Source organism: Curtobacterium sp. NPDC090223 (genome assembly GCF_044746585.1).
Lineage (GTDB): Bacteria > Actinomycetota > Actinomycetes > Actinomycetales > Microbacteriaceae > Curtobacterium.
In genome coordinates, this window is the sequence record NZ_JBIVCN010000005.1 from 227347 (window position 1) to 252102 (window position 24756).

24 protein-coding genes are annotated in these 24756 nt (G+C 71.0%); 13 read left to right on the forward strand and 11 right to left on the reverse strand.

Annotation, left to right across the window (positions count from 1 at the left end):
* Window positions 1-22: 22 nt before the first annotated feature.
* Window positions 23-1126 carry an SDR family oxidoreductase gene (locus ACIPJY_RS13710; protein WP_400461460.1) on the forward strand — a complete coding sequence of 368 codons (1104 nt, stop codon included), beginning with the start codon at window positions 23-25 and terminating at the stop codon, window positions 1124-1126.
* 4 nt (window positions 1127-1130) lie between these two features.
* On the opposite strand, the gene ACIPJY_RS13715 is transcribed toward ACIPJY_RS13710, so the two are convergent.
* Entirely contained in the window at window positions 1131-2204 is a 1074-nt protein-coding gene (locus ACIPJY_RS13715) for a spore photoproduct lyase family protein (protein WP_400461457.1), read from the reverse strand.
* A gap of 45 nt (window positions 2205-2249) precedes the next feature.
* Here ACIPJY_RS13715 and ACIPJY_RS13720 point away from each other — a divergent pair, with 45 nt between their 5' ends.
* The gene (locus ACIPJY_RS13720) at window positions 2250-2549 is read left to right on the forward strand and encodes a biopolymer transporter Tol (RefSeq protein ID WP_400461454.1); all 300 of its coding nucleotides are present in this window, start codon (window positions 2250-2252) and stop codon (window positions 2547-2549) included.
* Window positions 2550-2667: 118 nt separating this feature from the next.
* Here ACIPJY_RS13720 and ACIPJY_RS13725 read toward each other — a convergent pair whose 3' ends face one another.
* The 4 genes from ACIPJY_RS13725 to ACIPJY_RS13740 all read right to left on the reverse strand — a co-directional run bounded on the left by ACIPJY_RS13725 (window position 2668) and on the right by ACIPJY_RS13740 (window position 7903).
* The gene (locus ACIPJY_RS13725; protein ID WP_400462321.1) at window positions 2668-4464 is read right to left on the reverse strand and encodes a beta-galactosidase family protein; all 1797 of its coding nucleotides are present in this window, start codon (window positions 4462-4464) and stop codon (window positions 2668-2670) included.
* A 102-nt stretch (window positions 4465-4566) separates the two neighbouring features.
* A complete protein-coding gene (locus tag ACIPJY_RS13730; RefSeq protein WP_400461451.1) occupies window positions 4567-5901 on the reverse strand; it encodes an ABC transporter substrate-binding protein in 1335 nt (444 codons plus the stop codon).
* Window positions 5902-5996: 95 nt separating this feature from the next.
* Window positions 5997-6971: a carbohydrate ABC transporter permease gene (locus tag ACIPJY_RS13735; RefSeq protein ID WP_400461448.1), complete on the reverse strand. Its 975-nt coding sequence runs from the start codon at window positions 6969-6971 to the stop codon at window positions 5997-5999.
* A complete protein-coding gene (locus tag ACIPJY_RS13740) occupies window positions 6968-7903 on the reverse strand; it encodes a carbohydrate ABC transporter permease (RefSeq protein WP_400461445.1) in 936 nt (311 codons plus the stop codon). Before ACIPJY_RS13740 ends, ACIPJY_RS13735 begins: the two co-directional genes overlap by 4 nt.
* Before the next feature lie 177 nt (window positions 7904-8080).
* Here ACIPJY_RS13740 and ACIPJY_RS13745 point away from each other — a divergent pair, with 177 nt between their 5' ends.
* Window positions 8081-9109, forward strand: coding sequence for a LacI family DNA-binding transcriptional regulator (locus ACIPJY_RS13745; protein ID WP_400461443.1), 1029 nt, complete (start codon window positions 8081-8083; stop codon window positions 9107-9109).
* A gap of 312 nt (window positions 9110-9421) precedes the next feature.
* Here the strand turns inward: ACIPJY_RS13745 and ACIPJY_RS13750 are convergent, their stop codons facing one another.
* Window positions 9422-10927, reverse strand: a complete 1506-nt coding sequence (locus tag ACIPJY_RS13750; RefSeq protein ID WP_400461440.1) for an alpha-N-arabinofuranosidase — start codon at window positions 10925-10927, stop codon at window positions 9422-9424.
* Window positions 10928-11143: 216 nt separating this feature from the next.
* Between ACIPJY_RS13750 and ACIPJY_RS13755 the strand changes: the two genes are divergently transcribed.
* Genes ACIPJY_RS13755 through ACIPJY_RS13765 form a run of 3 tightly spaced genes read left to right on the forward strand, consistent with a single transcriptional unit; the run spans window position 11144 to window position 14441 of the window.
* Window positions 11144-12499: an extracellular solute-binding protein gene (locus ACIPJY_RS13755; protein WP_400461437.1), complete on the forward strand. Its 1356-nt coding sequence runs from the start codon at window positions 11144-11146 to the stop codon at window positions 12497-12499.
* A gap of 60 nt (window positions 12500-12559) precedes the next feature.
* Entirely contained in the window at window positions 12560-13525 is a 966-nt protein-coding gene (locus ACIPJY_RS13760; RefSeq protein ID WP_400461434.1) for a carbohydrate ABC transporter permease, read from the forward strand.
* 1 nt (window position 13526) lies between these two features.
* Window positions 13527-14441 carry a carbohydrate ABC transporter permease gene (locus tag ACIPJY_RS13765; protein WP_400461431.1) on the forward strand — a complete coding sequence of 305 codons (915 nt, stop codon included), beginning with the start codon at window positions 13527-13529 and terminating at the stop codon, window positions 14439-14441.
* 101 nt (window positions 14442-14542) lie between these two features.
* On the opposite strand, the gene ACIPJY_RS13770 is transcribed toward ACIPJY_RS13765, so the two are convergent.
* Complete coding sequence (locus ACIPJY_RS13770) at window positions 14543-15379, reverse strand: siderophore-interacting protein (protein WP_400461428.1); 837 nt, start codon at window positions 15377-15379, stop codon at window positions 14543-14545.
* 28 nt (window positions 15380-15407) lie between these two features.
* On the opposite strand from ACIPJY_RS13770, the gene ACIPJY_RS13775 reads away from it, so the two are divergent.
* The 4 genes from ACIPJY_RS13775 to ACIPJY_RS13790 are packed head-to-tail and all read left to right on the forward strand — an operon-like array spanning window position 15408 to window position 19427.
* A complete protein-coding gene (locus ACIPJY_RS13775) occupies window positions 15408-16487 on the forward strand; it encodes a FecCD family ABC transporter permease (protein ID WP_400461425.1) in 1080 nt (359 codons plus the stop codon).
* A gap of 20 nt (window positions 16488-16507) precedes the next feature.
* On the forward strand, window positions 16508-17581 hold the full coding sequence (locus ACIPJY_RS13780) for a FecCD family ABC transporter permease (RefSeq protein ID WP_400461422.1): 1074 nt from the start codon (window positions 16508-16510) through the stop codon (window positions 17579-17581).
* Complete coding sequence (locus tag ACIPJY_RS13785; RefSeq protein ID WP_400461419.1) at window positions 17578-18417, forward strand: ABC transporter ATP-binding protein; 840 nt, start codon at window positions 17578-17580, stop codon at window positions 18415-18417. The genes ACIPJY_RS13780 and ACIPJY_RS13785 overlap by 4 nt, the downstream gene beginning before the upstream one ends.
* Before the next feature lie 11 nt (window positions 18418-18428).
* Window positions 18429-19427 (forward strand): ABC transporter substrate-binding protein, encoded by a 999-nt coding sequence (locus tag ACIPJY_RS13790; protein WP_400461416.1) that lies wholly within the window; start codon window positions 18429-18431, stop codon window positions 19425-19427.
* On the opposite strand, the gene ACIPJY_RS13795 is transcribed toward ACIPJY_RS13790, so the two are convergent.
* A complete protein-coding gene (locus ACIPJY_RS13795) occupies window positions 19424-19687 on the reverse strand; it encodes a hypothetical protein (protein ID WP_123701943.1) in 264 nt (87 codons plus the stop codon). The genes ACIPJY_RS13790 and ACIPJY_RS13795 overlap by 4 nt on opposite strands.
* Window positions 19688-19748: 61 nt before the next feature.
* Between ACIPJY_RS13795 and ACIPJY_RS13800 the strand changes: the two genes are divergently transcribed.
* Window positions 19749-20735: an alpha/beta hydrolase gene (locus tag ACIPJY_RS13800; RefSeq protein ID WP_400461413.1), complete on the forward strand. Its 987-nt coding sequence runs from the start codon at window positions 19749-19751 to the stop codon at window positions 20733-20735.
* 11 nt (window positions 20736-20746) lie between these two features.
* On the opposite strand, the gene bla is transcribed toward ACIPJY_RS13800, so the two are convergent.
* Window positions 20747-21703 (reverse strand): class A beta-lactamase, encoded by a 957-nt coding sequence (gene bla / locus ACIPJY_RS13805; RefSeq protein WP_400461410.1) that lies wholly within the window; start codon window positions 21701-21703, stop codon window positions 20747-20749.
* A gap of 87 nt (window positions 21704-21790) precedes the next feature.
* Between bla and ACIPJY_RS13810 the strand changes: the two genes are divergently transcribed.
* Both ACIPJY_RS13810 and ACIPJY_RS13815 read left to right on the forward strand, forming a co-directional pair.
* The gene (locus ACIPJY_RS13810) at window positions 21791-22678 is read left to right on the forward strand and encodes a LysR family transcriptional regulator (protein ID WP_400461407.1); all 888 of its coding nucleotides are present in this window, start codon (window positions 21791-21793) and stop codon (window positions 22676-22678) included.
* A complete protein-coding gene (locus tag ACIPJY_RS13815; protein ID WP_400461404.1) occupies window positions 22668-23570 on the forward strand; it encodes a serine hydrolase in 903 nt (300 codons plus the stop codon). The genes ACIPJY_RS13810 and ACIPJY_RS13815 overlap by 11 nt, the downstream gene beginning before the upstream one ends.
* A gap of 13 nt (window positions 23571-23583) precedes the next feature.
* Here ACIPJY_RS13815 and ACIPJY_RS13820 read toward each other — a convergent pair whose 3' ends face one another.
* The gene (locus tag ACIPJY_RS13820; RefSeq protein WP_400461401.1) at window positions 23584-23958 is read right to left on the reverse strand and encodes a VOC family protein; all 375 of its coding nucleotides are present in this window, start codon (window positions 23956-23958) and stop codon (window positions 23584-23586) included.
* Between the two features lie 75 nt (window positions 23959-24033).
* A complete protein-coding gene (locus tag ACIPJY_RS13825) occupies window positions 24034-24738 on the reverse strand; it encodes a helix-turn-helix transcriptional regulator (protein WP_400461398.1) in 705 nt (234 codons plus the stop codon).
* Between the last annotated feature and the right edge of the window lie 18 nt (window positions 24739-24756).

The following is a 24756-nucleotide window of genomic DNA, read 5'->3' on the forward strand; positions in this document are numbered from 1 at the left end:
ACGACACGTGTTGAAGAAACCGATGACTTCCGACGAGACCACCTCCACGCAGTCCACCGACCGTCGCAGCGCCCTCGTCGTGGGTGCGAGCGGCATCACCGGCTCCGCGCTCGTGCGGTACCTGATCGGCGACGGGTGGGACGTCGCGGCACTGTCTCGCCGCGCCGGGAACCGGGACGGCGTGCGCGGCATCGCTGCCGACCTCCGCGACCCCGACGGGCTCAGGGCCGCGCTGGCCGAGGAGCGTCCGACCCACGTCTTCTTCACCGCCTGGCAGCGGCAGGCGACCGAGGCCGAGAACATCGCCGTGAACGGCGCGATGGTCCGCGACCTCCTCGCCGCGCTCGAGCACGCACCGCTGGCACACGTCGCGCTGGTGACCGGCCTGAAGCACTACCTCGGCCCGTTCGAGGCGTACGCCGCCGGCGAGATGCCGGACACGCCCTTCCACGAGGAGGAGCCCCGCCTGGACACCCCGAACTTCTACTACGCACAAGAGGACGAGCTCTTCGCCGCGGCCGAGCGGCAGGGCTTCACCTGGTCGGTGCACCGGTCGCACACGGTCATCGGGCACGCGGTCGGCAACGCGATGAACATGGGTCTGACGCTTGCCGTGCAGGCCACCATCGCCAAGGAGCTCGACCTGGACTTCGTGTTCCCCGGGAGCGAGGCGCAGTGGAACGGGCTGACGGACATGACCGACGCCGGGCTCCTCGCCGAGCACATGGTGTGGGCGTCGACCACGCCAGCGGGCGCGGACGAGCCGTTCAACATCGTCAACGGGGACGTCTTCCGGTGGCGGTGGATGTGGCCACGGCTCGCTGCACACCTCGGCGTGGACCCGGCTCGTGTCGTCGGGTACCAGGACGCACCACGGCCGCTCGAACAGCAGATGGCGCCGTACGAGTCCGCGTGGGCCGGCATCGCCGAGCGCCACGGGCTCGCCGAGCCGGACATCACCCGCGTGGCGTCGTGGTGGCACACCGACGCCGACCTGGGGCGTGCGATGGAGGTCGTCACCGACATGGGCAAGAGCCGCGACGCCGGGTTCACCGGCTACCGCCGCACCGAGCAGGCGTTCGCTGACCTGTTCGCCCGCTACCGCCAGGACCGGCTGGTCCCCTGACGACTCAGAAGGCGTAGCGGATGCGGCAGGACGGCAGGTGCTCGGCGACGAGTCCGCGGAACCGCTCGACGAGCTGCCCCTTCATGCCGGAGCGGTAGCGCACGTTCACGGCGCCGTTCTGCGACACCTTGGACTCCTGCAGGTCGGGTCGCCACAGCAGGTCCTCGGCCTTCGGGTGCCAGCCGAGGTTGACCTGGTGCAGCGGCTCGTTGTGGGTGAGGAAGATGACCTCGGCGGCGAGCTGCGCCTTGGCCGCGGGTGACAGCACGGCGTCCACGTGGTCGAGGAGCTCAGCCCAGTCCCGTTCCCACGTCGGCGTCAGGATCACCGGCGAGAAGTTCAGGTGGACCTCGTACCCGGCGTCGACGAAGTCGTTGACCGCGGCGATCCGCTCGGCGATCGGGGACGTCCGGATGTCGGTGACCTTCGCGGTCTCGTGCGGCATCAGGGAGAACCGGATCCGGGTGCGTCCCATCGGGTCCCAGTCGAGCAGGTCACGGTTGACGTACTTGGTGGCGAAGGACGCCTTCGCCGTCGGGGTCATCCGGAACAGGTCGCAGAGGTCCCGCACGTTGTCGCTGAGCACCGCGTCGACCGAGCAGTCGCTGTTCTCGCCGATGTCGTACACCCAGGAGTCCGGGTCGCACTGGTTCGGTTCGGTCTTCGGCCCCTGCTTCTGGACGTTGCGGGCGATGTGCTTCGTGATCTGCTCGATGTTCGCGAAGACGGTGACCGGGTTGCTGTAGCCCTTGCGGCGCGGGACGTAGCAGTACGCGCACGCCATCGCGCAGCCGTTCGCGGTGGAGGGCGCGATGAAGTCGGCGGACCGCCCGTTCGGCCGCGTGACGAGCGACTTCTTCACGCCGAGGACGAGCGCCTCCGTCTTGATCCGGACCCAGCGCGACACGTTCCGTTCGTCGCCGTGGACCTCGGGGATGTTCCAGTGCGAGTCGACGGGGACGATCTCGGCGTCCGGCCAGCGTCCGACGACCTCCGCGCCGCGCGGGAGCTCGAGCGCAGCGGGTTCGGCGTAGATCCGCCGGACGTCGAGGAGGGGGCGGACGCGGGACTCGGTCATCCCACCCTGTCTACCCGACACCACCGACGGTGCAGACTCGCAGGTATGAGCGAGCCGGACGACCACTTCTTCGTCGTGGACGGTCGGCGGTGGCGCCGGACCGACCCGGCGATCCCCGAGGAGCTCGCCGCTCGGCTGCGTTCCCACCTCGGGCGCGGGCGGAACGCCGTCGGGCGGGCGAAGCGTGCCGGCGACGACGAGGCCCTCGCCGCCGCACGGCACCGCAACGGCATCGCGAAGCACGGGCTGGGCGAGCGCGGTCCGGAGTGGTGGGAACGCCCCGAGGCCGACCGCGTCGCCGACGCCGAGCGGGCCGTCACGGAGCTCGACGCGCTCGACGACTGACGCGCGTTCCTTCCCATCGCACCCGCCCTGGAAAGTCGAATCGCGCGTAGGGGGTCGGAAGAACCGACCTCCTACACGCGATTCGACTCACCACGCGGGACCGGCAGCGACCGCGGGACTACGCCTCCGTGTGGCCGAGCGCGGGCTCCGTGCGCAGGCACACCGTGCGCGACGCCGACGCGTGCAGTTCGAGCACGACGACCTCGTTCGCGCCCGCCCGGAGCACCGGCCCCGGCACCGCGAGCGTCTGCTGCGGCCCCCGCGACCAGTACCGGCCGAGGCAGAACCCGTTCACCCAGGCGACCCCCTTCCGGAACCCGTCGAGCGACAGGTACCGGTCCCCCGGCTCCGCCAGGTCGAACGACCCGAGCGCGAGCACCGGTCCGGCGAGCACGTCCCCGTCGGTCGGCGCCGTCGCACGCAGGGCATCGAGTGCCACGTCGGGCAGCGGGTCGAGCGCGAGCGGCGACGCCGTCCAGCGCTCGAGCCGTACCCCGTCGACGGACACCCCGCCGATCAGGCCCTTCGGCTCGCCGATCCGGGGCCCGTAGTCGACCCGGCCCTGGTCCTCGACGAGGAGCTCCAGCGTGCCCGTCACGGGCGGGAGCACGATCGCGCGGTCGTGGTGCTCGCGCTCCAGGACCCCGACGGGCCGCCCGGCGACGCTGACGATCGCGCGGTCGCGGACCTCCTCGCCGACGGTGAGCACACCGCCGGCGGGCAGGTCGACCTCGGTGCGGTACAGGACGAAGCCCGATGCGGCGCCGAGTGCGTCGAAGGTCGGGACGTCGTCGTGCGCGGTCCAGGACGTGAGCTGCGGGAGCAGCGCGTGCAGGGCGCCGGAGCGTCCCAGTCGGACGGCGACGTCCGTGGCGGGGGTGACCCGGGCCTCCAGGCCGGACCCACCCGGCCGCATCGAGTCCGGCAGCTCCGGGACGGGCGCGTGGCGTGCGATCACCTCGCGGAAGGCGTGGAACTTGGGGGTGGGCCGACCGGCCTCGTCGAGCGGGGCGTCGTAGTCGTACGACGTCGAGATCGGCCGGTACACGCCCTTGTCGTTCGCCCCGTTGGTGAAGCCGAAGTTCGTGCCGCCGTGGAACATGTAGACGTTGACCGAGCCGCCGGCGGCGAGGAGCGTGTCGAGCTCCGCGGCACTGTCGGCGGCGGAGGTGGTGTGGTGGTGCTCGCCCCAGCTGTCGAACCAGCCGTCCCAGAACTCGGAGCACATCAGCGGACCGGTGGGCTGCGCCTGGCGGAGTCGTGCCAGCCGCGATGCCGCGCGTGAGCCGAACGACCCGGTCTTGTGCAGCGACGGCAGCGACCCGTCCTCGAGCATCGTGCCCATCGGCTGGTCGACGCTCGTGAACGGCACGGTGAGGCCGATCGCGCGGTGCATCTGCTCGAGCTTGGTCAGGTACACCGGGTCGGACCCGTACGCGCCGTACTCGTTCTCGACCTGCACGAGCACGATCGGACCGCCGGCGTCGATCTGCCGCGGGACCAGGATCGGGGCGAGGGCGTCGAGGTACCGCGACACCGCCGCGAGGAACTGCGGCTCGTCGCGGCGGATGCCGACCGTGCCGTCGGCGAAGAGCCAGTACGGCAGCCCGCCGTTCGTCCACTCCGCGCAGATGTACGGGCCGGGGCGGACGATGGCGTGCATGCCCTCGGCCGCGACGAGGTCGAGGAACCGGCCGAGGTCCAGACCGTCGGTGAAGTCGAAGGTTCCGGGGGTGGCCTCGTGGGCGTTCCAGGCGACGTAGGTCTCAATGGTGTTGAGGCCCATCAGCCGCGCCTTGCGGATCCGGTCGGCCCAGAGGTCCGGGTGCACCCGGAAGTAGTGGATCGCGCCGGACAGGACCCGGTGCGGCTCGCCGTCGAGCAGGAAGTCGGTGTCGCCGATGGCGAAGCGCATCACGCGCCCTTTCTGAGGAGGAGGGAGGGACCGCGCGGGGAGCCCGAGCGGCGGAGGGACCGCACGGGAAGCCCGTGCGGTCCCTCGGTTCGTGCGCAGGACCTACTTGGTCGAGACCGTGAAGCCCTGCTGCTTGCCGTACTTCACGAGCGCAGCCTGCCAGGCCTCGAGGCCGGCGTCGAGGGACGTGCCCTTCTCGTAGGACTGCCCGACGGTGTCCGCGTAGACGCTGTTCGCGTACACCTGGTACGGCAGGTAGGTGAAGTCGTTGTCAGCGCTCTTGGACGCGTCGACGAGGACCTCGTTGATCTTCTGCCCACCGAAGTAGGACGGCTCCTCGTTGAGGAACGACGACGACTCCAGGTCGGCGGTGGTCGACGGGAACCCGCCGGACTCCATGAAGACCTTCGTGGACGCCTTCGACGAGTTCAGCCACTTCAGGAAGCCCGCGGCGAGGGCCGGGTCCTTCGTCTGCTTCATGACGACCTCGGCGCTGCCGCCGTTGTTCGCGGTGACCGCGGTGGTGCCGTCGTAGGTCGGCATCGGGGCCACACGCCAGTCACCCGACGCGTCGGCGACGCTCGCCTCGAGGTTGCCCGGCATCCACGCGCCCGTGATGAGCGTCGCGATCTGGCCGTTGCCGAGCTGCTTGTACCAGTCGTCGGTCCAGCCGACGGTCTTGGAGACCAGGCCCTTCTCGACGAGCTCGTTCCAGGTCGCGGTCCACTTCTTGGTGCCGGCGTCCTGCAGGTTCACGGTGACCTTGTCGCCCTTCGTGGTGAAGGGGGTGCCACCGGCCTGGGCGATCATGCTCGTGGTGAAACCGGCGTCGCCGGAGTCCGCGGTGATGTACGCGTCCGGGTCGGCGGCGTGCAGCTTCGCGGCCGCGGCGACGTACTCGTCCCACGTCTTCGGCACGGCGATGTCGTGCTCGTCGAAGACCTTCTTGTTGTAGAACAGCGCCATGGGGCCGGAGTCCTGCGGCAGGCCGTAGATCTTCGAGCCGTCCGTGACGGAGCTCCAGGTGCTGGCCGCGAACTTGCTCTTCAGGTCGCCGAAGCCGTAGCTCGACAGGTCCAGGAGCGACTCGGAGAGCGAGAACTGCGGGAGCGCGTAGTACTCGACCTGCGCGACGTCGGGGGCGCCCGAACCGGCCTTGATCGTGTTCTGCAGCTTCGTGTACTGGTCGGCACCGGTGCCGGCGTTGACGAGCTTGACGGTGACCTTCGGGTACGCCTTCTCGAACGCGGCGACCTGGGCCTTCGCGGACGGGGTCCAGGACCAGTACGTCAGCGTGCCGCCCTTCTCGAGGGCCTTGTCGATGTCCGAGGCGGAACCGCTGGCGGACGATCCGCCGGAGGCGCAGGCCGCCAGGGCGATGGCGGCGGTGACGCCGATGGCGAGGGCGCTCAGCCCGCGCCGGAGACGCTTGTTCATTCGGGTGCCTTTCACTTCTTCGTGTTGGGAGTGGTGCTGCTGTGGTGGTCGGCGGGCGCGCGTGGCGGGATCGCCACGAGCCTCCCGTCCGGGGCTCAGGCCTTGACGGACCCGGCCGCGAGGCCGGACTGCCAGAAGCGCTGGAGGAAGAGGAACGCGACCACGATCGGGATGATCGTGAGGAGCGATCCCGTGACGACGAGGTTGTAGATCGGCTGCGCACCGGACCCGGTGGCCTGCGCGTTCCACTGGTTCAGGCCGACCGTGAGCGGGTACCACTTCGGGTCGCTCAGCATGATCAGCGGCAGGAAGTAGTTGTTCCAGGTGGCGACGACCGCGAAGAGCAGCACCGTGACCACACCGGGCGCGAGCAGCCGGAGCGCGATCGTGAAGAAGATCCGGAACTCGCCCGCACCGTCCATCCGGGCGGCCTCGATGAGCTCGGTCGGGATCGCGTCGACGGCGTAGGTCCAGATCAGGTACATGCCGAACGGACTGATCAGCGACGGCAGGATGATCGCCCACGGGGTGTTCGTCAGGCCGACCTGCGAGAACAGCAGGAAGGTCGGGACGGCCAGCGCCGTGCCGGGCACCGCGATCGCACCGAGCACGATCGCGAACACCGCACGCCGGCCCGGGAACGCGAACTTCGCCATGCCGTAGCCCGCGACCGTGGCGAGCAGGGTCGCCCCGCCGGCCCCGACGACGACGTAGAGCAGGGTGTTGCCGAACCACTGCAGGAAGATGCCGTCGTTGTAGGTCAGCGTGTCGACGATGTTCTGCCACAGGTTGAAGTCCCCGCCGAACCAGAGTCCGAAGGTGGACAGCAGCGACGACTGCGTCTTCGTGCTGTTCACGAGCAGGTAGAACAGCGGCGCGAACGAGTAGACGACGAAGACGATCATCACGGCGGTCAGCAGACCGGACCGCTTCGGCTTGCGTCCGTCCACCGGCTGCGGTGCGCGTCGGGTCGGCCGGGCCGGACGGGAGGCTCGTCCCGCTCCGCCGCGCACGTCGCGCTGCGTCGTGGTCGCCTCGGTCACCGTGGCCGGGTTCTGCAGGGTGCTCATCGGTTCTCCTGTCGGGTGCCGCGGACCTGCACGACGTAGGCGATCACGGCGGTGATGACGCCCATCACGATGGCGACGGTGGCGGAGTAGTTGAACTGCTGGCCGCTGAAGGACAGCGAGTAGGCGTACATGTTCGGCGTGAAGGAGCTGCCGATGACGTTCGGGGCCAGGGTCTTCAGCAGGTTCGGCTCGTTGAAGAGCTGGAAGCTGCCGATGATGGAGAAGATCGTGGCGATGACCATCGGGCCGCGGAGCGCGGGGAGCTTGATCGAGAACACCGTGCGCATCGGGCCGGCACCGTCGAGCTCGGCGGCCTCGTAGAGCTCGCCGGGGACGGTGCGGAGGGCCGCGTAGAAGATCAGCATGTTGTAGCCGAGGAACTCCCACGTGACCACGTTCCCGATGGACGTCAGCACCCACGTCGGGCTGAACGGCTGCAGCAGGTCGATCCCGAGCGCGTGGTTCGCGGCACCGGTCAGGCCGAACTGGTTGCCGTAGATGAAGCCCCAGATGAGCGCCGCGACGACACCGGGGACCGCGTAGGGCAGGAACACCGCGATGCGGAAGAAGCTCGTGCCCCACAGGCGGGCGCTGTCGAGTGCGAGCGCCGCGACGAGCGCCAGACCGAGCATGATCGGCACCTGGATCACGAGGAAGATCGCGACCCGGCCGAACCCGGTCCAGAACTGCGAGTCCTGGAACAGCTGGACGTAGTTCGCGAACCAGACGAACTGGTTGCCGCCGACGAGCTGGTCGCGGAACAGGCTGAGCCAGAGCGCGTACCCGATCGGGACGATGAGCATCAGGACCAGGACGGCCACGAACGGGCCGACGAACAGCCATCCGGTGAACCGACCGCGGGGCTTCGGCCGACGTCGCGGGGGCGTGGCGGGAGCGGTGGCCGCTGCCGGGCGCGCTGCGAGCGTGCTCATGTGACTCCTTCGTCTGCTGCGTTCGGGTGCGTTCGTGCTGCGTGCGGGGCGCGTTCCCCCGCGGTCATGTTGACGTCAACATCGAACGGCGCGACGATAGCATGGCAACGTCAACATGCGCTAGCGTTCGGGACAGCCGCCGGGTTTCCTGCGGTCGTGGCGAACGGAGGGGACGACATGAGCACCGACCTGTCGTCCGCGAAACGGGCACCGTCGCTCGCCGCCGTGGCCGAGGCCGCCGGGGTCTCGATGCAGACGGTCTCCCGCGTCGCCCGGGGCTTCGACAACGTCAGCCCGGACACCAGGCACCGCGTGCAGGCGGCGATGACCTCGCTCGGCTACCGCCCGAACCGCGCCGCTCGGGCCCTGCGCTCCGGCCGCTTCCGCACGATCGGCGTGATCATGTTCACGCTCGCGTCGTTCGGCAACATGCGCACGCTCGAGGCGATCGCCGACGCCGCCGGAGCCGCCGACTTCACGATCACGCTGCTGCCGATGGCGTCCCGCACCGAGGAAGGCGTGCGCTCGGCGTTCTCACGCCTGCACGAACAGGCGGTCGACGGCGTGGTGATCATCATCGAGTCGCACGTCATCGACACCGCCGAGGTCGCACTGCCCGACGGCGTCCCGGTCGTGGTCGTCGACTCCACGGGCACGACCGAGCACCCGGCGATCGACACCGACCAGGCCGAGGGCGCACGGCTCGCCACGCAGCACCTGCTCGACCTCGGCCACGAGACGGTCTGGCACGTCGCGGGCCCGTCGTCCTCGTACTCGTCGAGCCGGCGTCTCGCGGCCTGGCGGTCGACGCTCACCGACGCGGGCCGCACGGTCCCCCCGGTGTTCCACGGCGACTGGGGCACGTCGTCCGGCTACCGGGTCGGGCTCGAGATCGCCCGCCGACCGGAGATCACCGCCGTCTTCGCCGCGAACGACCAGACCGCGCTCGGGATCCTCCGCGCCTGCCACGAGCTCGGGCGCGCCGTGCCGGAGTCCCTCAGCATCGTGGGCTTCGACGACATGCCGGAGTCCGACTCGTTCTGGCCGCCCCTCACGACCGTGCACCAGTCCTTCGACGAGGTCGGGCGCCGCGCGGTGTCGACGCTCCTCACCCAGATCGAGGGCGCGCCGGCCACCGCCGCGACGGACTTCGTCCCCGTGCGCCTGGTCGTGCGCGCGAGCACGGCCGCGCCGCCGGCGCGCTGACGCGCTGGCGCGCGGCGCGCGGCGCCGCAGTGTGCGCGGCGCGCGGCGCGCGGCGCGCGGCGCCGCAGTGTGCGCGGTTCCGTACACCGTGACGGGCGCCGCGGGCCGCACCCTGTCTGCAAGCTCGCACGCTGCGGACGGGAGGCTCGTGCCGGCCCGGCACCGGGCCTCCCGTCCGGTGGTCCGCACGTTTCGTCCCATCCCGCGCGCACTGGAAAGGCGAAACGCGCGTAGGGAGCCGGAAGAACCGACCCCCTACGCGCGTTTCGACTGCCTAGGCGCCGGCGCGCTGGCGCGCGCCCCCGCCCCGCGCTACCCGATCGACAGCGCCGTCCAGCTCACCGGGGGGAGCTCGATCGTCACGGTGTCGCCCTCGCGGCGCACCGTCTCGTTCGTGCGGAGCCCGACGCGCGACGTGTTCGCCAGGTCGTTCACGGCGTGCAGGTCGTCGTCCCAGACACCCTCGGCGCGAACGTCACCGGAGACCGCGAGGCCACCGAGGTCGATCGTGACCGTGGTGCTCTCGGACGGGTGGCGGTTCACCAGGAAGACCGCAGCCGTGCCGTCCTCGGCGACCGTGGCCGCGGAGTCCACGACCGGGACCTGCCCGTAGGTGCCGCCGTCGACGGTGTCGCCCGAGGCGATGACCTGCAGCGACGTGCCGTGGGCCAGGCGCGATGTGAGCGAGAACGGGAAGAACGTGGTCTGGCGCCAGGCCTCGCCACCGGGCTCGGTCATGATCGGGCCGATCACGTTGACGAGCTGCGCGATCGACGCCGAGGCCACGCGGTCCGCGTGCCGCAGCAGCGAGATGAGCAGGCCACCGACGACGATGGCGTCCGCCACGGTGTAGACGTCCTCGAGCAGGCGCGGGGCCACGGGCCACTCGTCGATCGTGAACTCCTTCTGCTGCTCGTTCCACTTCGAGATGGACCAGACGTTCCACTCGTCGAACGAGATGTCGATGCGCTTGTCGGACTTCTTGTGCGCCTGGACGTGGTCGGCAGCCGTGGTGACGGTGTCGATGAAGCGGTCCATGTTCACGCCGGATGCCAGGAAGGTGGCGAGGTCGTCGCCCTCCTCGTAGTAGGCGTGCGCGGAGATGTAGTCGACGTCGTCGTAGGCGTGCTCCAGGACGGTGCGCTCCCACTCGCCGAACGTCGGCATCGACGCGCCGGAGGAACCGCAGATGACGAGCTCCAGGTCCGGCTGGATCTGCCGCATGCCCTTCGCGGTCATCGCGGCGAGCTTGCCGTAGTCGTCGGCGTTCTTGTGGCCGAGCTGCCAGGGCCCGTCCATCTCGTTGCCGAGGCACCACATGGTGACGCCGAAGGGCTCCTCGCGGCCGTTGCGCTTGCGCTCCTCGGAGCGGGCGGTGCCGCCGGGGATGTTGGCGTACTCGAGCAGCTCGATGGCGGCCTCGGTGCCGCGCGTGCCGAGGTTGACGGCGAGCATCATCTCGGAGCCGACCGAGTCGAGCCACTGCTGGAACTCGTGCAGGCCGACCTCGTTCGTCTCGGTGGAGTGCCAGGCGAGGTCGAGGCGCCGCGGACGCTCGTCGACGGGCCCGACGCCGTCCTCCCACTTGTAGCCGGAGACGAAGTTGCCGCCGGGGTAGCGGATGGTGGTGACGCCGAGCTCCTTGACGAGCTCGATGACGTCCTTGCGGAAGCCGTGCTCGTCGGCCGTCTCGTGCGCGGGCTCGTGGATTCCGTCGTAGACGTGGCGTCCGAGGTGCTCGACGAACCCACCGAACAGACGGCGGCGCACCGGCCCCACGGTGAACGCGGCGTCCAGGACGAGGTGTGTGCGAGGCATGGATCTCCTTCGATCGTGCGTGCGGCGTACGGGTCCGGGCGAACCCGGGACGGTGGCACCCCGTCACGAAAGTGAGCGCTCACCTGATTGCAACGCTACCGGTATCCGGCCCGACACGAAAGGGGTGGCGCGCCGACGGACTGCGGGCTAATGTGAGCGCTCACGGAGCACCGGCCCAGGTGTTCCCAGCCCGGCCCATCCCGATGGAGTGATGCCATGCCGAATCGACCGACCCCACCCGCATCGCGGCTCACGCGACGCGGCTTCCTGGCAGCAGGTGCTGCTGCCGCGACCGTCCTGCCCCTGGCGGCCTGCTCCAGCCCGCTCTCGGCCGGACTCGCGGGGAGCGCCCTCAACCCCGAGACCCTCGTCTTCTGGAACCTGTTCGGCGGTGGTGACGGCGCCCGCATGCAGGCGATGGAGGCCGGCTACGCCAAGCAGCACGGCGGATCCTCGTCGCTGCAGGCCACGACGTTCGCCTGGGGCAACCCGTACTACTCGAAGCTGACACTGGCCACCGTCGGGAACAAGCCGCCGGACGTCGCGGTCGCCCACCTGACCCGGGCGAAGCCGCTGTGGGACGGGGACCTCCTCGACCCCATCACGTCCGACGACCTGGCGAGCGTCGGGCTCAGCGCCGCCGACTTCAACCAGAAGGCCTGGACGGCGCAGAAGACCGATGGCAAGAACATCGCGATCCCGCTCGACACCCACCCCTTCGTGTTGTTCTACAACGTTGACATCTGCCGCAAGGCCGGCCTGCTCGATGCGGACGACAACCTCAAGGACCTGTCCGGCATGGACACGTTCGAGGCCGCCCTCGCCGCAGCCGCCAAGGTCACCGGCGGCACCGCGCTGAACGTGGCGAACGTGGTCCCCGAGACGGCGACCCCGTGGCGCTTCTTCTGGACGCTCTACAACCAGATCAACGGCGCGACCCCGTTCCTCAGCGACGGTGGCGCGAAGCTCACCGTGAACGAGGACGCCTACAACGAGGTCACCAGCCGCACGCAGAAGTGGGTGCAGCAGGGCTGGCTGAACAAGGCGCTCGACTACGCCACCGCGGAGTCGCAGATGTTCACCGGCAAGTCCGCGTTCTTCATGCAGGGCGAGTGGGAGATCAGCACCGCGCAGTCGATCAAGGGGCTGAAGTTCGGCATGGCCCCGATCCCCCAGCTCTACGACAAGCCGGCCACCCAGGCCGACTCGCACACGTTCGTGCTCCCCCGGAAGGACCGCACGCCCGCGCAGCGCAAGCAGGCGATGCTGTTCATCAAGCAGATGCTCGAGCAGAGCATGACCTGGGCGGAGGGCGGTCACGTCCCCGCCTACATGCCCACGTTCGACAGCACCGCGTACAAGAAGCTCACGCCGCAGTCCAACTACGCAGCGGCCGCCGAGACCGCCGTGTTCGACGACGCCGCCTGGTACGGCGGGTCCGGTTCGACCTTCGAGGGCACCGTCGGCGCCCAGCTCGCCCTCGTCCAGCAGGGCAGCTCGTCCCCCGCCCAGGCGCTGAAGGCGATCAAGTCCCAGCTCGCGACCTACCTCAACACCCCGAGCCCCCTGTGATCGACACCGACCGCACCGGGTACCCGATCGACGTGAACACCGCGCGAAAGGCACGATGACGTGACTGCAGCACCAGTCCTCACCCGTCCCACGGATGCGACCACCGCTCCCCGACGCATCCGCACCTACCGGACCAGCCTGACCCGCGGCCAGGGCCGCAGCGGCTGGCTGTTCCTCGCCCCCTTCGGCCTGTTCTACCTGGCCTTCCTCCTCGGTCCGACGGTCTGGATGCTCGTCTCGAGCTTCTTCAACACCTCGACCGTCCGCACCGGACTCGGCAGCTTCGCCGGGTTCGCCAACTACGCCGAGATGCTCGGGCGGAGCGACTTCTGGTCCGCGCTCTGGCACACCCTGCAGTTCACGCTCTACACGACGCCGCCGCTCGTCATCCTGGCGTTCGTGTTCGCCGTCCTGACGAACCGGATGAACCGCGGCCAGTGGTTCTTCCGCCTGGCGTTCTTCCTGCCGTTCATCCTGCCGTCGGCGACGATCTCCCTGATCTGGGTGTTCATCTTCACGCCGGCGACGGGTCTCTGGGCGAGCATGCAGTCGCTCCTCGGCATGACGCCCGGGTCGGGCATCCTGTCCAGCCCGAACACCGCGATGATCGGTGTCGCGATCGCCACCGTGTGGTGGACGCTCGGCTTCAACTTCGTGCTCTACCTGGCGGGTCTCCAGGAGATCCCCCGCGAGCTGTACGAAGCGGCCGCCGTCGACGGTGCGTCGAACTGGCAGCAGATCAAGTCGATCACGCTGCCCCTGCTCGGCCGCACGACGACGCTCGTCATCCTGCTCCAGATCATCGCCAGCCTGAAGATCTTCGACCAGGTGTACCTGATGACGAACGGCGGCCCCGGCATCTCGACCCAGGTCTCGCTGCAGCTCATCACGGGCGTCGGCTTCACCGACAACCGCCTCGGCGCCGCGTCGGCAGCGTCGGTGCTCCTGTTCATCGTGATCGTCGCGATCGCGGTCATCCGGCAGCTCGTCGAGCGCGCTGCCGCCAAGCGAGAGATCGGTGCCTGACATGACCGCCACCGAGAGCATCACGACGGACCGCCCCAAGCTCCGCACCGGCGTCTCGTCGGCCGCACCCACGAGCGCCGCGAAGATCGGCGTCAGCGGGAAGGGCTTCACGATCGCGTCGGGGATCATCCTGACCGTCTTCGCGATCATCTGGCTGATCCCGAGCCTGTTCGCGCTGAAGACGTCGCTGTCCGACAACGGCGTCGCCGCACTCGGCGCGAACTCGATCCTGTCGAACTGGAACCCGACGCTGCACTCCTACGCGGCGCTGTTCCAGGCCGGCGACATCTGGAACTGGTACCTCGCCAGCGCGATCACCAGCGTGATCACCGCGCTGCTGACGGTGCTGTTCGCGTCGATGGCCGCGTTCGCGCTGTCGCGGCTCGTCTTCCGTGGCCGGAACGTCGCGTTCCTGCTGATCATCCTCGGGATCATGATCCCGACCCAGGTGCTGATCATCCCGATCTTCCAGGAGCTGAACGCCGTCGGCCTCCTGAACACCTACTGGTCGGTCATCTTCCCGCAGGTGCCCGCCGTGATCGCGGTGTTCATCTTCAAGCAGTTCTTCGACGGCATCCCGCGCGAGCTCGAGGAAGCCGCCCGCATCGACGGTGCCGGCATCTGGAAGGTGTACTGGTCGGTGATCCTGCCGCTGTCGCGTCCGGTCATCGCCGCCGTGACGATCCTGACGTTCGTCGGGGTGTGGAACAACCTGCTCCTGCCGCTGTTCGTGCTGTCGAACCCGGACCTCATGACGATCCCGGTCGGGCTCGCCACGGTGCAGGGCAGCTTCGGTCAGCGCTACGCCGACATCCAGGCCGGCGCGCTGCTCGCGGCGCTGCCGCTGATCATCCTCTACCTGATCTTCCAGCGGCAGATCGTGGAGGGCGTGACGGGTTCCGGCCTCAAGGGCTGACGCCACCACACGACGGACGGGAGGCCCGGTGCCAGCTGGCACCGGGCCTCCCGTCCGTCATGTGGTGCGGTCCGGACCGCCGCCCAGCCGCTGTCCCGCCGTCAGGCCGGGACCGGCTCCTTCGCCTCGCGCTTCCAGAAGCCCGAGAACGTGATGCGGGACTTCGGCAGCCCCGCGCGGTGCAGGTGGCGACGGCCCTCGGTGGCCAGGGTGGACTCCCCCACGACGAACGCGTAGGCGTGCTCGTCGGTGGGCGTGTGCCGACGGAGTTCCTCGAGCGCGGCGGCACCGGGGACCGCGTGGACGTCGTCGCGGACGAGCCAGGTCACGGTGACGCCGGCGGGGGCGTCGAGCGGGCGGATGTCCTCGGCGAGCGGGACCTCTTGGATGATGCGGCCAACCGCGTCCCGCGGCAGCGAGGCCGCGATGCCGACGACGCCCGGCAGCCCGGTCTCCTCGGCGACGACGATCACCTCGGTCGCGTCGTCGGGGCAGTCGAAGATGCAGCCCTGGTCGAGCATCGCGAGTTGCTGGCCGGGGCGGACGTTGCACGCCCAGATCGCCGCGCGTCCCTCGAGCGAGCCGTCGGCGGTCGTGTGCACGACGAAGTCGATGTCCATCTCGGCCGGGGTGTCCGCGGTCGCCGGACGGAACGCGGCGACGGTGTAGTTCGCGCAGTGCGGGCGGGTGTCCTCGGGGATGGCGAGGAACGTCGGCCACCACTTCGTGCCGTCGAGCTCCGGCAGCCGGAACGCGTCCTGGTGCGGATGCTGCATGAACAGGCGGAACCAGTGGTCGAAGCCGAGGTACCCGAACTCGTGCAGGTCGTCCCCGGTCACCGTGACACGGTGCATCGACGGGGTCACGCGCTCGGTCCGGACGACCCGGGCACGGAAGAGCCGGGGGTTCACGGGCAGGAGCCGCGGGTTCTTCGCCATGAGGGAAGGCTAACCTAAGATGGTCCGCGTGCCAGCCCCCGCCCCTGCCCTCGCCGACCCCGCCCGCGGCGCTCGCGACCCCGGTGTCGGTGCCGTCGGTGTGCACCGCACGACGTTCCGGCGTCGCGCGGCGATCGTCCTCGGCCTGGTCGTCGGGCTCGCCCTCGTCGTGGTCGCCAGCATGCTCCTCGGCAGCAACCAGATCGGTGTCGACCAGGTCTTCGCCGGGCTGGTGCACACCGGGTCGAGCACCGACGAGGCCATCGTCTGGGGGTCTCGGATCCCGCGCACGGCGATCGGGGCCGCGGTCGGAGCGGCGCTCGGGATCGCCGGACTCCTCATGCAGGGACACACCAGGAACCCGCTCGCCGACCCGGGCCTGTTCGGGGTCTCCGCGGGCGCCGGGCTCGCCGTCGTCATCGGCGTCTACGTCTTCGGGATCACGAACACCGGTGTCACGGTGTGGTTCGCGCTCGCGGGTGCCGTCGTGGCGAGCGTCGTCGTGTTCTCGGTGACGATCGCCGGCAGCGGGACCGCGAGCCCCGTGCCGCTCGCCCTCGCCGGTGCCGCGGTCTCGGCACTGCTCGGCGCGCTGACCTCGTTCCTGGTGCTCACCGACCGGGACTCCCTCGACGCCTACCGCCTGTGGGTCGTCGGTTCGCTCTCCGGCCGGCAGATCGACGTGCTCCAGGCGGTGTGGCCGTTCCTCGTCGCGGGGCTGGTGCTCGCGGTCCTGAACGTCCGGTCGCTCGACGCGCTCGGCCTCGGTGCGGACCTGGCGAAGGGGCTCGGCGAGAACGTCCTCGTCGCCCGGCTCGTCGGGCTCGGCGGGATCACGCTGCTCGCCGCCGGGGCCACCGCCGCCGCCGGCCCGATCGGGTTCGTCGGGCTCACGGTGCCGCACGTCGCCCGGGCGCTCGTCGGCACCGGGCACCGCTGGGCCCTCCCCGCCTCCGCACTGCTCGGGGCCGCGCTCGTGCTGCTCGCCGACGTGATCGGCCGGCTCGTCGGGGGCTTCGCGGAGGTCGAGGTGGGGATCATCCTCGCCGTCATCGGCGGCCCGGTGTTCGTCGCCGTCGCCCGCCGGCGATCGCTGGTGGCGCTGTGACCGCGGCCGGGACGACCGACGTGACCGGCACCGCGGGCCCGTCCGTGCGCCGCGGTGTGCGGGTCGGCCCGATCGGTCTCGCGTGGCGACCCCGCGTGTTCGGGATGACGATCGCGGCGATCGTCGCGGCGCTGCTCCTCGTCGTGCTCGGCGTCGCGATCGGGTCGACGTGGATCGCCCCGGGGACCGTCATCCGCTCCCTGGTCGGCCTGGAGACCGGCCCCGACGCGTTCATCATCACCGTGCTGCGACTCCCCCGCGTGCTCACCGGCGCACTCGTCGGCCTGACGCTCGCGGTCGCCGGCGCCCTCACCCAGACCTTCACACGCAACCCCCTCGGGACCCCGGACATCATCGGTGTGACCTCGGGCGCCAGCGTCGGTGCCGTCGCCGCCGTTGTGCTGGGCGGCGGCTCGTACGCCATCGGCGCGGTCGTCCTCGGCAGCGGGATCCCGATCGCGGCCACCATCGGCGCACTCGTCGCCGCGATCGTCGTGTACGGACTCGGGTGGCGCGGCGGCGTGCAGAGCTACCGGCTCGTCCTCGTCGGGATCGGCGTCAGTGCCACGCTCGACGCGGTCACCAGCTACCTGCTCGTCCGGGCACAGATCACCCAGGCCGCCGCAGCGTCGCAGTGGCTCGTCGGCAGCCTGTCGAGCACCTCGTGGGCGAGTGTCTGGCCCCTGCTCGTCGTCGCCGGCGTCGCCGTCCCGATCGCCCTCGCGACCAGCGCGGCACTCGGCATCGGGCAGCTCGGGGACGAGGTCGCGGTCGGCGTCGGGCTCGGCATCCAGCGGCACCGTCTGCTCGTCATCGCCCTCGCCGTCGTGCTCACCGCGGCCGCCGTCGCCGCGGCGGGACCGGTCGGCTTCGTGGCGTTCGTCGTCCCGCAGATCGCCCTGCGGCTCGCCGGCACGAACCGCCCGCCGCTGCTGCTCTCCGCCGCACTCGGTGCGGTCCTCGTGCTCGCCGCGGACCTGCTCGCGCGCTCGGCCTTCCCGTGGCAGGTGCCCGTCGGCATCGTCACGACCGTGATCGGTGCGCCGTACCTGATCTGGCTCCTCATCCGCCACCGCAAGGAGATGTCCCGATGACGACGACCCCGGTCCTCGAAGCACGCGGCCTGTCCGTCGGCTACGAGCGGCACGCCGTGCTGAGCGGACTCGACCTGCGCATCGAGCGCGGCACCGTGACGACGTTCCTCGGCGCGAACGGCTGCGGCAAGTCGACGCTCCTCAAGGCGTTCGGCCGCGTGCTCAAGCCGATCGCGGGCGAGGTCCACCTCGACGGCGTCCCGATCCGCAAGGAGCCGAACCGTGCGGTCGCGCGGAAGCTCGCGATCCTCCCGCAGTCCCCGGTGGCCCCGGCCGGCACGAGCGTCCTCGACCTCGTGATGCGCGGACGCAACCCGCACCAGTCGTGGGCGAAGCCGTGGACCGCCGAGGACGCCGGCGTCGCCGAGGAGGCGATCGCCGCCACCGGCCTGACCGACGTCGCGCACCGGGACGTCGCGAGCCTCTCGGGCGGGCAACGGCAGCGCGCCTGGATCGCGCTCGTGCTCGCCCAGCGCGCCGACACCCTGCTGCTCGACGAACCCACCACGTACCTCGACCTCGCGCACCAGCTCGAGGTCCTCCGGCTCGTGCGGCGGATCAACCGCGACCAGGGCGCCACGGTCGTGATGGTCCTGCACGACCTCTCGCTCGCCGCGCGCTACTCCGACCGGCTCGTCGTGCTGCACGACGGCGGCGTCGTCGCCGACGGCTCCCCCGCCGAGGTGCTCACCCCGGCGGTGCTGCAGTCGGCGTTCGGGCTGCACGCGCGGGTCGTCCCCGACCCGGTGACCGGTGCGCCGATGGTGGTGCCGGAAGCAGACGAACACGACCTCGATCACGTCTCCGGACTCGCCAGCGCGTCGTTATTAGGTTAGCCTCTCCTAACGTGAAGCTCCGTTCCGTACTCCTCACCGCCGTGGCCGTGTCGGCCCTCCTCCTCACCGGCTGCTCGTCGACCGGGTCGTCGAACTCCGCGGGCTCCGATGCCAGCGCGTCCTCCGGCCCCTGGTCGTACGAGGACGCCACCGGCACCACAGTGAAGGTCGACCACACGCCGAAGCGCGTCGTGGTGCTCAACGACATCGCGATCTCCTTCGTCGAGTACGGCCTGCACCCGGTCGGCACCTTCGGGCAGCTCACGATGGCCGACGACGCCCGGTTCAAGGGCCTCGACACCGACGGCATCACGCAGCTCGGCACCGGCTACGGCGACATCGACCTCGAGCAGCTCGCCGCGCTCAAGCCGGACCTCGTCGTCACCTCGGTCTACCCGACGGACGAGCAGGGCACGATCGACACCAAGCAGCCCGGGTACGGGTTCAAGGACATGGCGCAGCAGAAGCAGATCGCCGCGATCGCGCCGGTCGCCCAGGTCAAGTGGGGCGGCAAGGGCCTCGACGTGATCAAGGACATCACCGGCCTGGCGGAGTCGCTCGGCGCGAAGCAGTCGAAGGTGGACGCCGCGGAGAAGCGCTTCGACACCGCCAAGGGCGAGCTCGAGACCGCGGCGAAGGACAGCGACCTCACCGTGGTGTCGATGTACGCCGACGGTGACGGCGCCTACGTCACCCGTCCGGCCGACGAGCCGACGCTGCAGATGTACACCGACTTCGGCGTCGACCTGGTGAACCCGAAGCCGAAGGGCTTCTACTGGGGCATCTACAGCTGGGAGAACGCGGGCCAGATCACCGGTGACGTGATCCTGCTGTCACAGCAGGGCTACCAGGTCGCCGACCTCGAGAAGCAGCCGACGTTCGCGGACAACGCCGCCCTGCAGGCCGGCCAGGTCCACAGCTGGACCTTCCCGGCGCTCGACTACGCGTCCCAGGCCGCGTACATGACGAAGCTCGCGGGCTGGCTGGACGACAGCAAGAAGCTGTCCTAGTCCAGCGGGAGCAGCGGCGCCCAGAACGCATCGGGGCCGTCGGCGACGACGGCGTCGGCCTCGAAGCGGAAGCCGTAGTCGCGGACGAACTCCGCGGCGCCGGCGACCTCGTCCTGGGCGTCGTCGCGCTCCGGCTCGAAGAGGTACACGCCGTGCCCCATCTTCACGCCGCTGTCGCTGATGACCGTGAGGTCCCAGCGCCCTTCCTCTGCCCGTTCGATCCGCACGACGGCGGCCTGCGCCTCGGTGAAGTCAGCCATGCCGCCGAGCGTACGTGCTGACCACTGGGCGCGCGCTGCCGGATCGCGGTAGGAACGAGGGATGACGCGCACCGGGTGGATGGAGGACGTCCTCGGTGCGCCGTACGAGCGACTCGAGCTCCCGCTCGGCGAGGACTCCGAGGGAGAGGTCGTCGCGACACTCGTGCGGCGACGACGTTCCCCCGCGGACCTGCTGCACGCCGGCGGGCCCCTGCGTGGCACCGACGTGCTGTACGTGCACGGGTGGTCGGACTACTTCTTCCAGACCGAACTCGCCGAGCGCGTCGAGCGGCTCGGCGCACGCTTCCACGCCCTCGACCTGCGGAAGTACGGCCGGAGCCTGCGCCCACGGCAGACCCCCGGGTTCGTCGACTCGCTCGAGACGTACGACGCGGACATCGCAGCAGCACTCGACGTCATCCGGGCCGAGCACCACGGCGAGCGCCGCCGCCTCGTGCCGATGGGCCACTCGACCGGCGGGCTCACGCTGTCGCTCTGGGCCGCCCGGCACCAGGAGGCCGTGGACGGGCTGGTCCTGAACAGTCCGTGGCTGGAGTTCCAGGCATCCGCGGTGGGGCGCGCGCTCGTCGCGCCGGTGATCAAGCTCGGGGCCCGACGGAACCCGCTCGCGCCGCTGCCGGCCGTCGACCCGGGGTTCTACACGCGCACCGTCTCGGCCACCGGCGAGGGGCGGTGGACGTACGACCAGGAGTGGCGTCCGGAGCGGGGGTTCCCGCTGCACCCGGGGTGGCTCGCGGCGGTGTTCGACGGCCAGGGGACGGTGGAGCGCGGCCTCGGGCTCACGATGCCGGTCCTGGTGATGCTCAGCGACAAGAGCATGCTGCAGCCCCGGTGGGACGAGGGCATGGCGCACGCGGACGTCGCGCTCAACGTGGACGCGGTCGCGCACCGTGCGCTGTCGCTCGGGGACGAGGTGACGGTGCGGCGACTCCACGGCGCCCTGCACGACGTGGTGCTCTCCGCTGGCCCGGTGCGCGAGCAGGCGTACGACGTCATCGGGCGATGGGCGCACTCCCTGGACCACTGACGCGGACCGGATCAGCGCAGGGCGGCGACCGCGGTCGTCGTGGCGGCCGCGACCAGGGCGTCGTCGGCGCTCGCGTCCGCCTGCCGGCCGGAGGTCATCACGATCACGACGAGCGGAGCGCGGCCTGCCGGGTACACGACAGCGATGTCGTTCCGGACGCCGTACTCCCCCGTTCCGGTCTTGTCGGCGACCGGCCACGCGGCATCGACCCCGGCGCGCACCGTGCCCGCCCCGGTCGTGTTGTCGAGCATCGTGTCGCGCAGGAAGGTCCGGTCGGTGGTCCCGAGCGTCGCACCGAGCAGCACCTTCCGCAGATCCGTCGCGAACTGCGTCGGCGTGGTGGTGTCACGGTCGTCGCCCGGCGTCGCCTGGTTCAGGTCCGGCTCGGTGCGGTCCACGTTCGTCACGCGGTCGCCGATGCCGCGCAGGTACTGCTCGACGGCCGCCGGCCCGCCGACCCGTTCGACGAGCAGGTTCGCCGCGGTGTTGTCGCTGAACCGCATCGCGGCGTCGATGAGCTCGCGGACGGTCATGCCGGTGTCCACGAACCGGCTGGTGACCGGGGCGTACGCGAGCAGGTCGCTGCGGTCGTAGTGCACGACGGTGTCGAGGTCGGCGTCCGAGTCGTGCGCGAGCACCGCCGCGACGATGAACGTCTTGTTGGTCGACGCGAACGGGAAGCGCTCGCCCGACCGGTACGCGACACGGTGCCCAGAAGCCGTGTCGATCGCGGTGACGCCGAGTCGGGCGTCGTGCCGGCGTTCGAGTGCGGCGAAGGCGCGGTCGGTGGACCCGGTGGACCCGCTGGACCCGGCCGACGCGGACGCGCTCGCCGACGCGGACGCGCTCGCCGTCGCGGCTCCGGCTCCGGCTCCGGCTCCGGCGATCGGTGACGCACTGCACCCGGTGAGCGCGATGGCCGCCGCGAGGACGACCGCCCCGGCGGTGATGGAGTTCCTGGTTCGCATGGTCCCAGCATCGTGCGTCCGTCCGATGCTGTCGAAGACCGGACGACACCGATCCATGCCACATCGGCATGGGATACGCTGCACCGCATGGACGTCGTCGCTGCCTGCCGCGTCCTGGTCGAGGTCGACGAACGCGGTGGTGTCACCCGTGCGGCCGCCGCCCTCGACATCGCCCAGTCGGTCGCGAGCCGTCGCATCGTGGCCCTCGAACGACACCTCGGCGGGCCGCTGCTCGAACGGAGCGCCCGGAGCGCCGTGCTGACCCCGTTCGGCAAGGACCTCGTGCCCTCCGCCCGCCGGCTCGTGCGGCTCGCGGACGAACTCGAGCTCGACGCCGACCGCGCCCGGCTCCGACCGGTGTCGATCGCCGTGCCGGAGACCTGCACCACGCGGGACCTCGCGGTCGCCGAAGCCGCCGCACGAGGCGCCGGCGTGCGGCTCGACCTGCGGCGGGAACCGCCGGCACGACGCGCCGAACTCGCGGCGGCACGGACGGTGCGGGTCGCGATCGTCGCCGTCCCGGCCGCCGGCGCACGGTGGCGGGTGCCGCTCGGCGCGGCCGGGCGACGCGACAACGACCGGACGCTCCGACTGGAGGGCCTGCGCACGCGTCGCACGGTCCGCCACCACGACGACGACCACGGGAGTCGCCTCCGCATCGGGCCGGAGGACGACGTGCCGCACGTCCGCGACGTCCTCGCCCGGGCGGCGGAGGCAGCGGGACTCCTGCCGGCCCAGCTGCCGACGGACGCCACGACGACGTCCTCGCTCGCCGCGGTCCTCGCCGACGGGGACCTGCTGCTCTGCTCCGAGGCGGAGTCCGCGGCGTACGGACTGCACTGGCGCCCGCTCGTCGGGATCGACCTGGCTCGCGGCTACGCCGTCGTCGCGGACAGCGAGCACGATGCCGAGGCCGTGGAGCGGGCGGCCGCGGACGAGCTCGCGGTGGCGCTGGGGGTGCCCGATGTCCGATGAGCGGTTCCTCGCCGGCGTCCGGCAGGGCCTGCGTGCGGCCGGGCTCCGCGCGTCGGTCCTCGTCCGCGACCTCGACACGGGCCAGGAGATCGCGCTCGACGCGGACGTCCAGCTCCCCGCCGCCTCGCTGACGAAGCTGCCGATCGCCCTCGCCGTGCTGGACCGTGTCGAGGACGGCCGTCTCGACGGTGCGCTCACCGTGACCGTGCCGGCCGGGAACCCCACCGAGGGCACACCCGGCACCGGACGGTTCCGGCACGCGGCCGTGATCGCTCTCGACGACCTGGTCTCCCTGGCGCTGACGATCAGCGACAACGGCGCCGCGGACGCCCTGCTCGACCTCGTGCCGCCCGCCGACGTCACGGCCGACCTCGACGCGCTGCACCTCACCGGCATCGCCGTCCGGCACCCGTTCCGAGACCTGTCCGACACCCCGCTCGAACGGTTCGCACCCGACGAGGCGCACCTCGCCCACACCCTCGCGATCCGTGGGTCGACGCCGGCGCACGGGCACCCCGTCCGGCAGCTCGACGTCGCGCGGACCAACACCGGCACGGCACGGGCGTGGGTCGACCTGCTCGCGGCGATCTGGAACGAACGGTGCGTCCGGCCCGCGGTCGCGCGCCGGCTCCGCGAGCACCTGCACGGCAACGTCATCCGGCACCGGCTCGCCCCCGACTTCGCGTCCGACGCATCGACCTGGGCGTCGAAGACCGGGACGCTCCTGAACCTCCGGCACGAGATCGGCGTGGTCGAGCACGCCGACGGATCCCGGTTCGCCGTCGCCGCACTGAGCGCGTCCGAGGTGGCGGCGAGCACCCAGCCGGCCGCCGAGGCCGCACTGGGCGCCGCCGCCCGCGAGCTGCACGACCGGCTCCGCGATCCGCGCTGACCGTCGGAGCGGTTCAGCCGGCTGGACGGGAGAACAGGTTCACGAGGTTGCCGTCCGGGTCGCGGAACAGCGTCGACCGGTTGCCCCACGGCATCGTCGTCGGCGGCAGCACCAGGTCGTCGAGGTCGGCCTGCAGCGCGTCGAACGCGGCGTCGACGTCGTCCACCAGGAACTCGACGACCACGCTGCCGTTCGACTGCGCGATCGGCGCATCGCTCGCCAGCATCGCGACGGTCGCCGGGGACGCCAACGCGAGCACCAGGCCGCCGGTGACGATCTCCGCGAAGACCGGAGCCGGACGGTTCGCGGTCGTGCCGGTCACGCGCTCGTAGAACGCGGTCATCCGGTCGAGGTCGTCGGTGATGATGCGGATGGATGCGAACTGCATGGTGGCCTTTCCGTCGGCCGCGGTGACCGACGAGCCGAGCATGCTCCGCGGTGGCGACAGCGTCCTGTCGGTGTTTCAGGAACCCGCAGACCGCAGTACCGGGCGGAGCACCCCGTGCGGGATGTCGAGCTCCTCGACGGCGACCGCCCTGGCCGGTGCCCGCTCCCCGGTCTCCTCGATCCGCAGCACCCGGTCGCCGCGGAACGCCCGGACGGCCTCGCGCAGCCGGCACCACGCGACGAGGTACCAGTCCTCGCCCTTCCCGATGTACCCGAGCGGTTCGACGAGGCGTTCGGACTCGGCACCGTGCGCGTCCCGGTAGGTCATCCGCACCACGTGTCCGTGGGCGAGCGCGTGTGCGAGTCCGGTCGGTGGCGCGACGCGATCGCCCGACTCCAGCAGGTGCACCCGGCTCGCGAGCCTGGCCGTCCGCGCCGCGTCGTCGTCCGCCAGCACCGCCGTCACCTTCCGGGCCGCGCTCGCAGCGGCGTCCCGGAACGGACTGCCGGCGAGCGTGCCGAGTCCGATCGACACGGCGAGCGCCTCGTCGACCGTGAGTCCGAGCGGCGGGAGCGTCGCCCGCGCGTCGATCGTGTACCCGCCGGTCCGCCCGGCGTCGGCCCAGATCGGCACGCCCGCCTCCTGCAGCGCGCGGAGGTCCCGCTCGACGGTCCGCGTGCTCACACCGAACCGCTCCGCCAGCCGGGCTGCGCTCCGGCGGGCCGGTGCCGCAGCACGGAGCTCCTCGACCAGTGCGTAGAGGCGGTCGGTCCGGTTCACACCAGGACCCTACGGCAG

What these genes read in the sequence shown, in the direction of transcription:
- ACIPJY_RS13710 (WP_400461460.1), top strand. Translation starts at nt 23, where the DNA reads ATGACTTCCGACGAGACCACCTCCACGCAGTCCACCGACCGTCGCAGC.
- ACIPJY_RS13715 (WP_400461457.1), bottom strand. Translation starts at nt 2,204, where the DNA reads ATGACCGAGTCCCGCGTCCGCCCCCTCCTCGACGTCCGGCGGATCTAC.
- ACIPJY_RS13720 (WP_400461454.1), top strand. Translation starts at nt 2,250, where the DNA reads ATGAGCGAGCCGGACGACCACTTCTTCGTCGTGGACGGTCGGCGGTGG.
- ACIPJY_RS13725 (WP_400462321.1), bottom strand. Translation starts at nt 4,464, where the DNA reads ATGCGCTTCGCCATCGGCGACACCGACTTCCTGCTCGACGGCGAGCCG.
- ACIPJY_RS13730 (WP_400461451.1), bottom strand. Translation starts at nt 5,901, where the DNA reads ATGAACAAGCGTCTCCGGCGCGGGCTGAGCGCCCTCGCCATCGGCGTC.
- ACIPJY_RS13735 (WP_400461448.1), bottom strand. Translation starts at nt 6,971, where the DNA reads ATGAGCACCCTGCAGAACCCGGCCACGGTGACCGAGGCGACCACGACG.
- ACIPJY_RS13740 (WP_400461445.1), bottom strand. Translation starts at nt 7,903, where the DNA reads ATGAGCACGCTCGCAGCGCGCCCGGCAGCGGCCACCGCTCCCGCCACG.
- ACIPJY_RS13745 (WP_400461443.1), top strand. Translation starts at nt 8,081, where the DNA reads ATGAGCACCGACCTGTCGTCCGCGAAACGGGCACCGTCGCTCGCCGCC.
- ACIPJY_RS13750 (WP_400461440.1), bottom strand. Translation starts at nt 10,927, where the DNA reads ATGCCTCGCACACACCTCGTCCTGGACGCCGCGTTCACCGTGGGGCCG.
- ACIPJY_RS13755 (WP_400461437.1), top strand. Translation starts at nt 11,144, where the DNA reads ATGCCGAATCGACCGACCCCACCCGCATCGCGGCTCACGCGACGCGGC.
- ACIPJY_RS13765 (WP_400461431.1), top strand. Translation starts at nt 13,527, where the DNA reads ATGACCGCCACCGAGAGCATCACGACGGACCGCCCCAAGCTCCGCACC.
- ACIPJY_RS13770 (WP_400461428.1), bottom strand. Translation starts at nt 15,379, where the DNA reads ATGGCGAAGAACCCGCGGCTCCTGCCCGTGAACCCCCGGCTCTTCCGT.
- ACIPJY_RS13785 (WP_400461419.1), top strand. Translation starts at nt 17,578, where the DNA reads ATGACGACGACCCCGGTCCTCGAAGCACGCGGCCTGTCCGTCGGCTAC.
- ACIPJY_RS13795 (WP_123701943.1), bottom strand. Translation starts at nt 19,687, where the DNA reads ATGGCTGACTTCACCGAGGCGCAGGCCGCCGTCGTGCGGATCGAACGG.
- ACIPJY_RS13800 (WP_400461413.1), top strand. Translation starts at nt 19,749, where the DNA reads ATGACGCGCACCGGGTGGATGGAGGACGTCCTCGGTGCGCCGTACGAG.
- bla (WP_400461410.1), bottom strand. Translation starts at nt 21,703, where the DNA reads ATGCGAACCAGGAACTCCATCACCGCCGGGGCGGTCGTCCTCGCGGCG.
- ACIPJY_RS13810 (WP_400461407.1), top strand. Translation starts at nt 21,791, where the DNA reads ATGGACGTCGTCGCTGCCTGCCGCGTCCTGGTCGAGGTCGACGAACGC.
- ACIPJY_RS13815 (WP_400461404.1), top strand. Translation starts at nt 22,668, where the DNA reads ATGTCCGATGAGCGGTTCCTCGCCGGCGTCCGGCAGGGCCTGCGTGCG.
- ACIPJY_RS13820 (WP_400461401.1), bottom strand. Translation starts at nt 23,958, where the DNA reads ATGCAGTTCGCATCCATCCGCATCATCACCGACGACCTCGACCGGATG.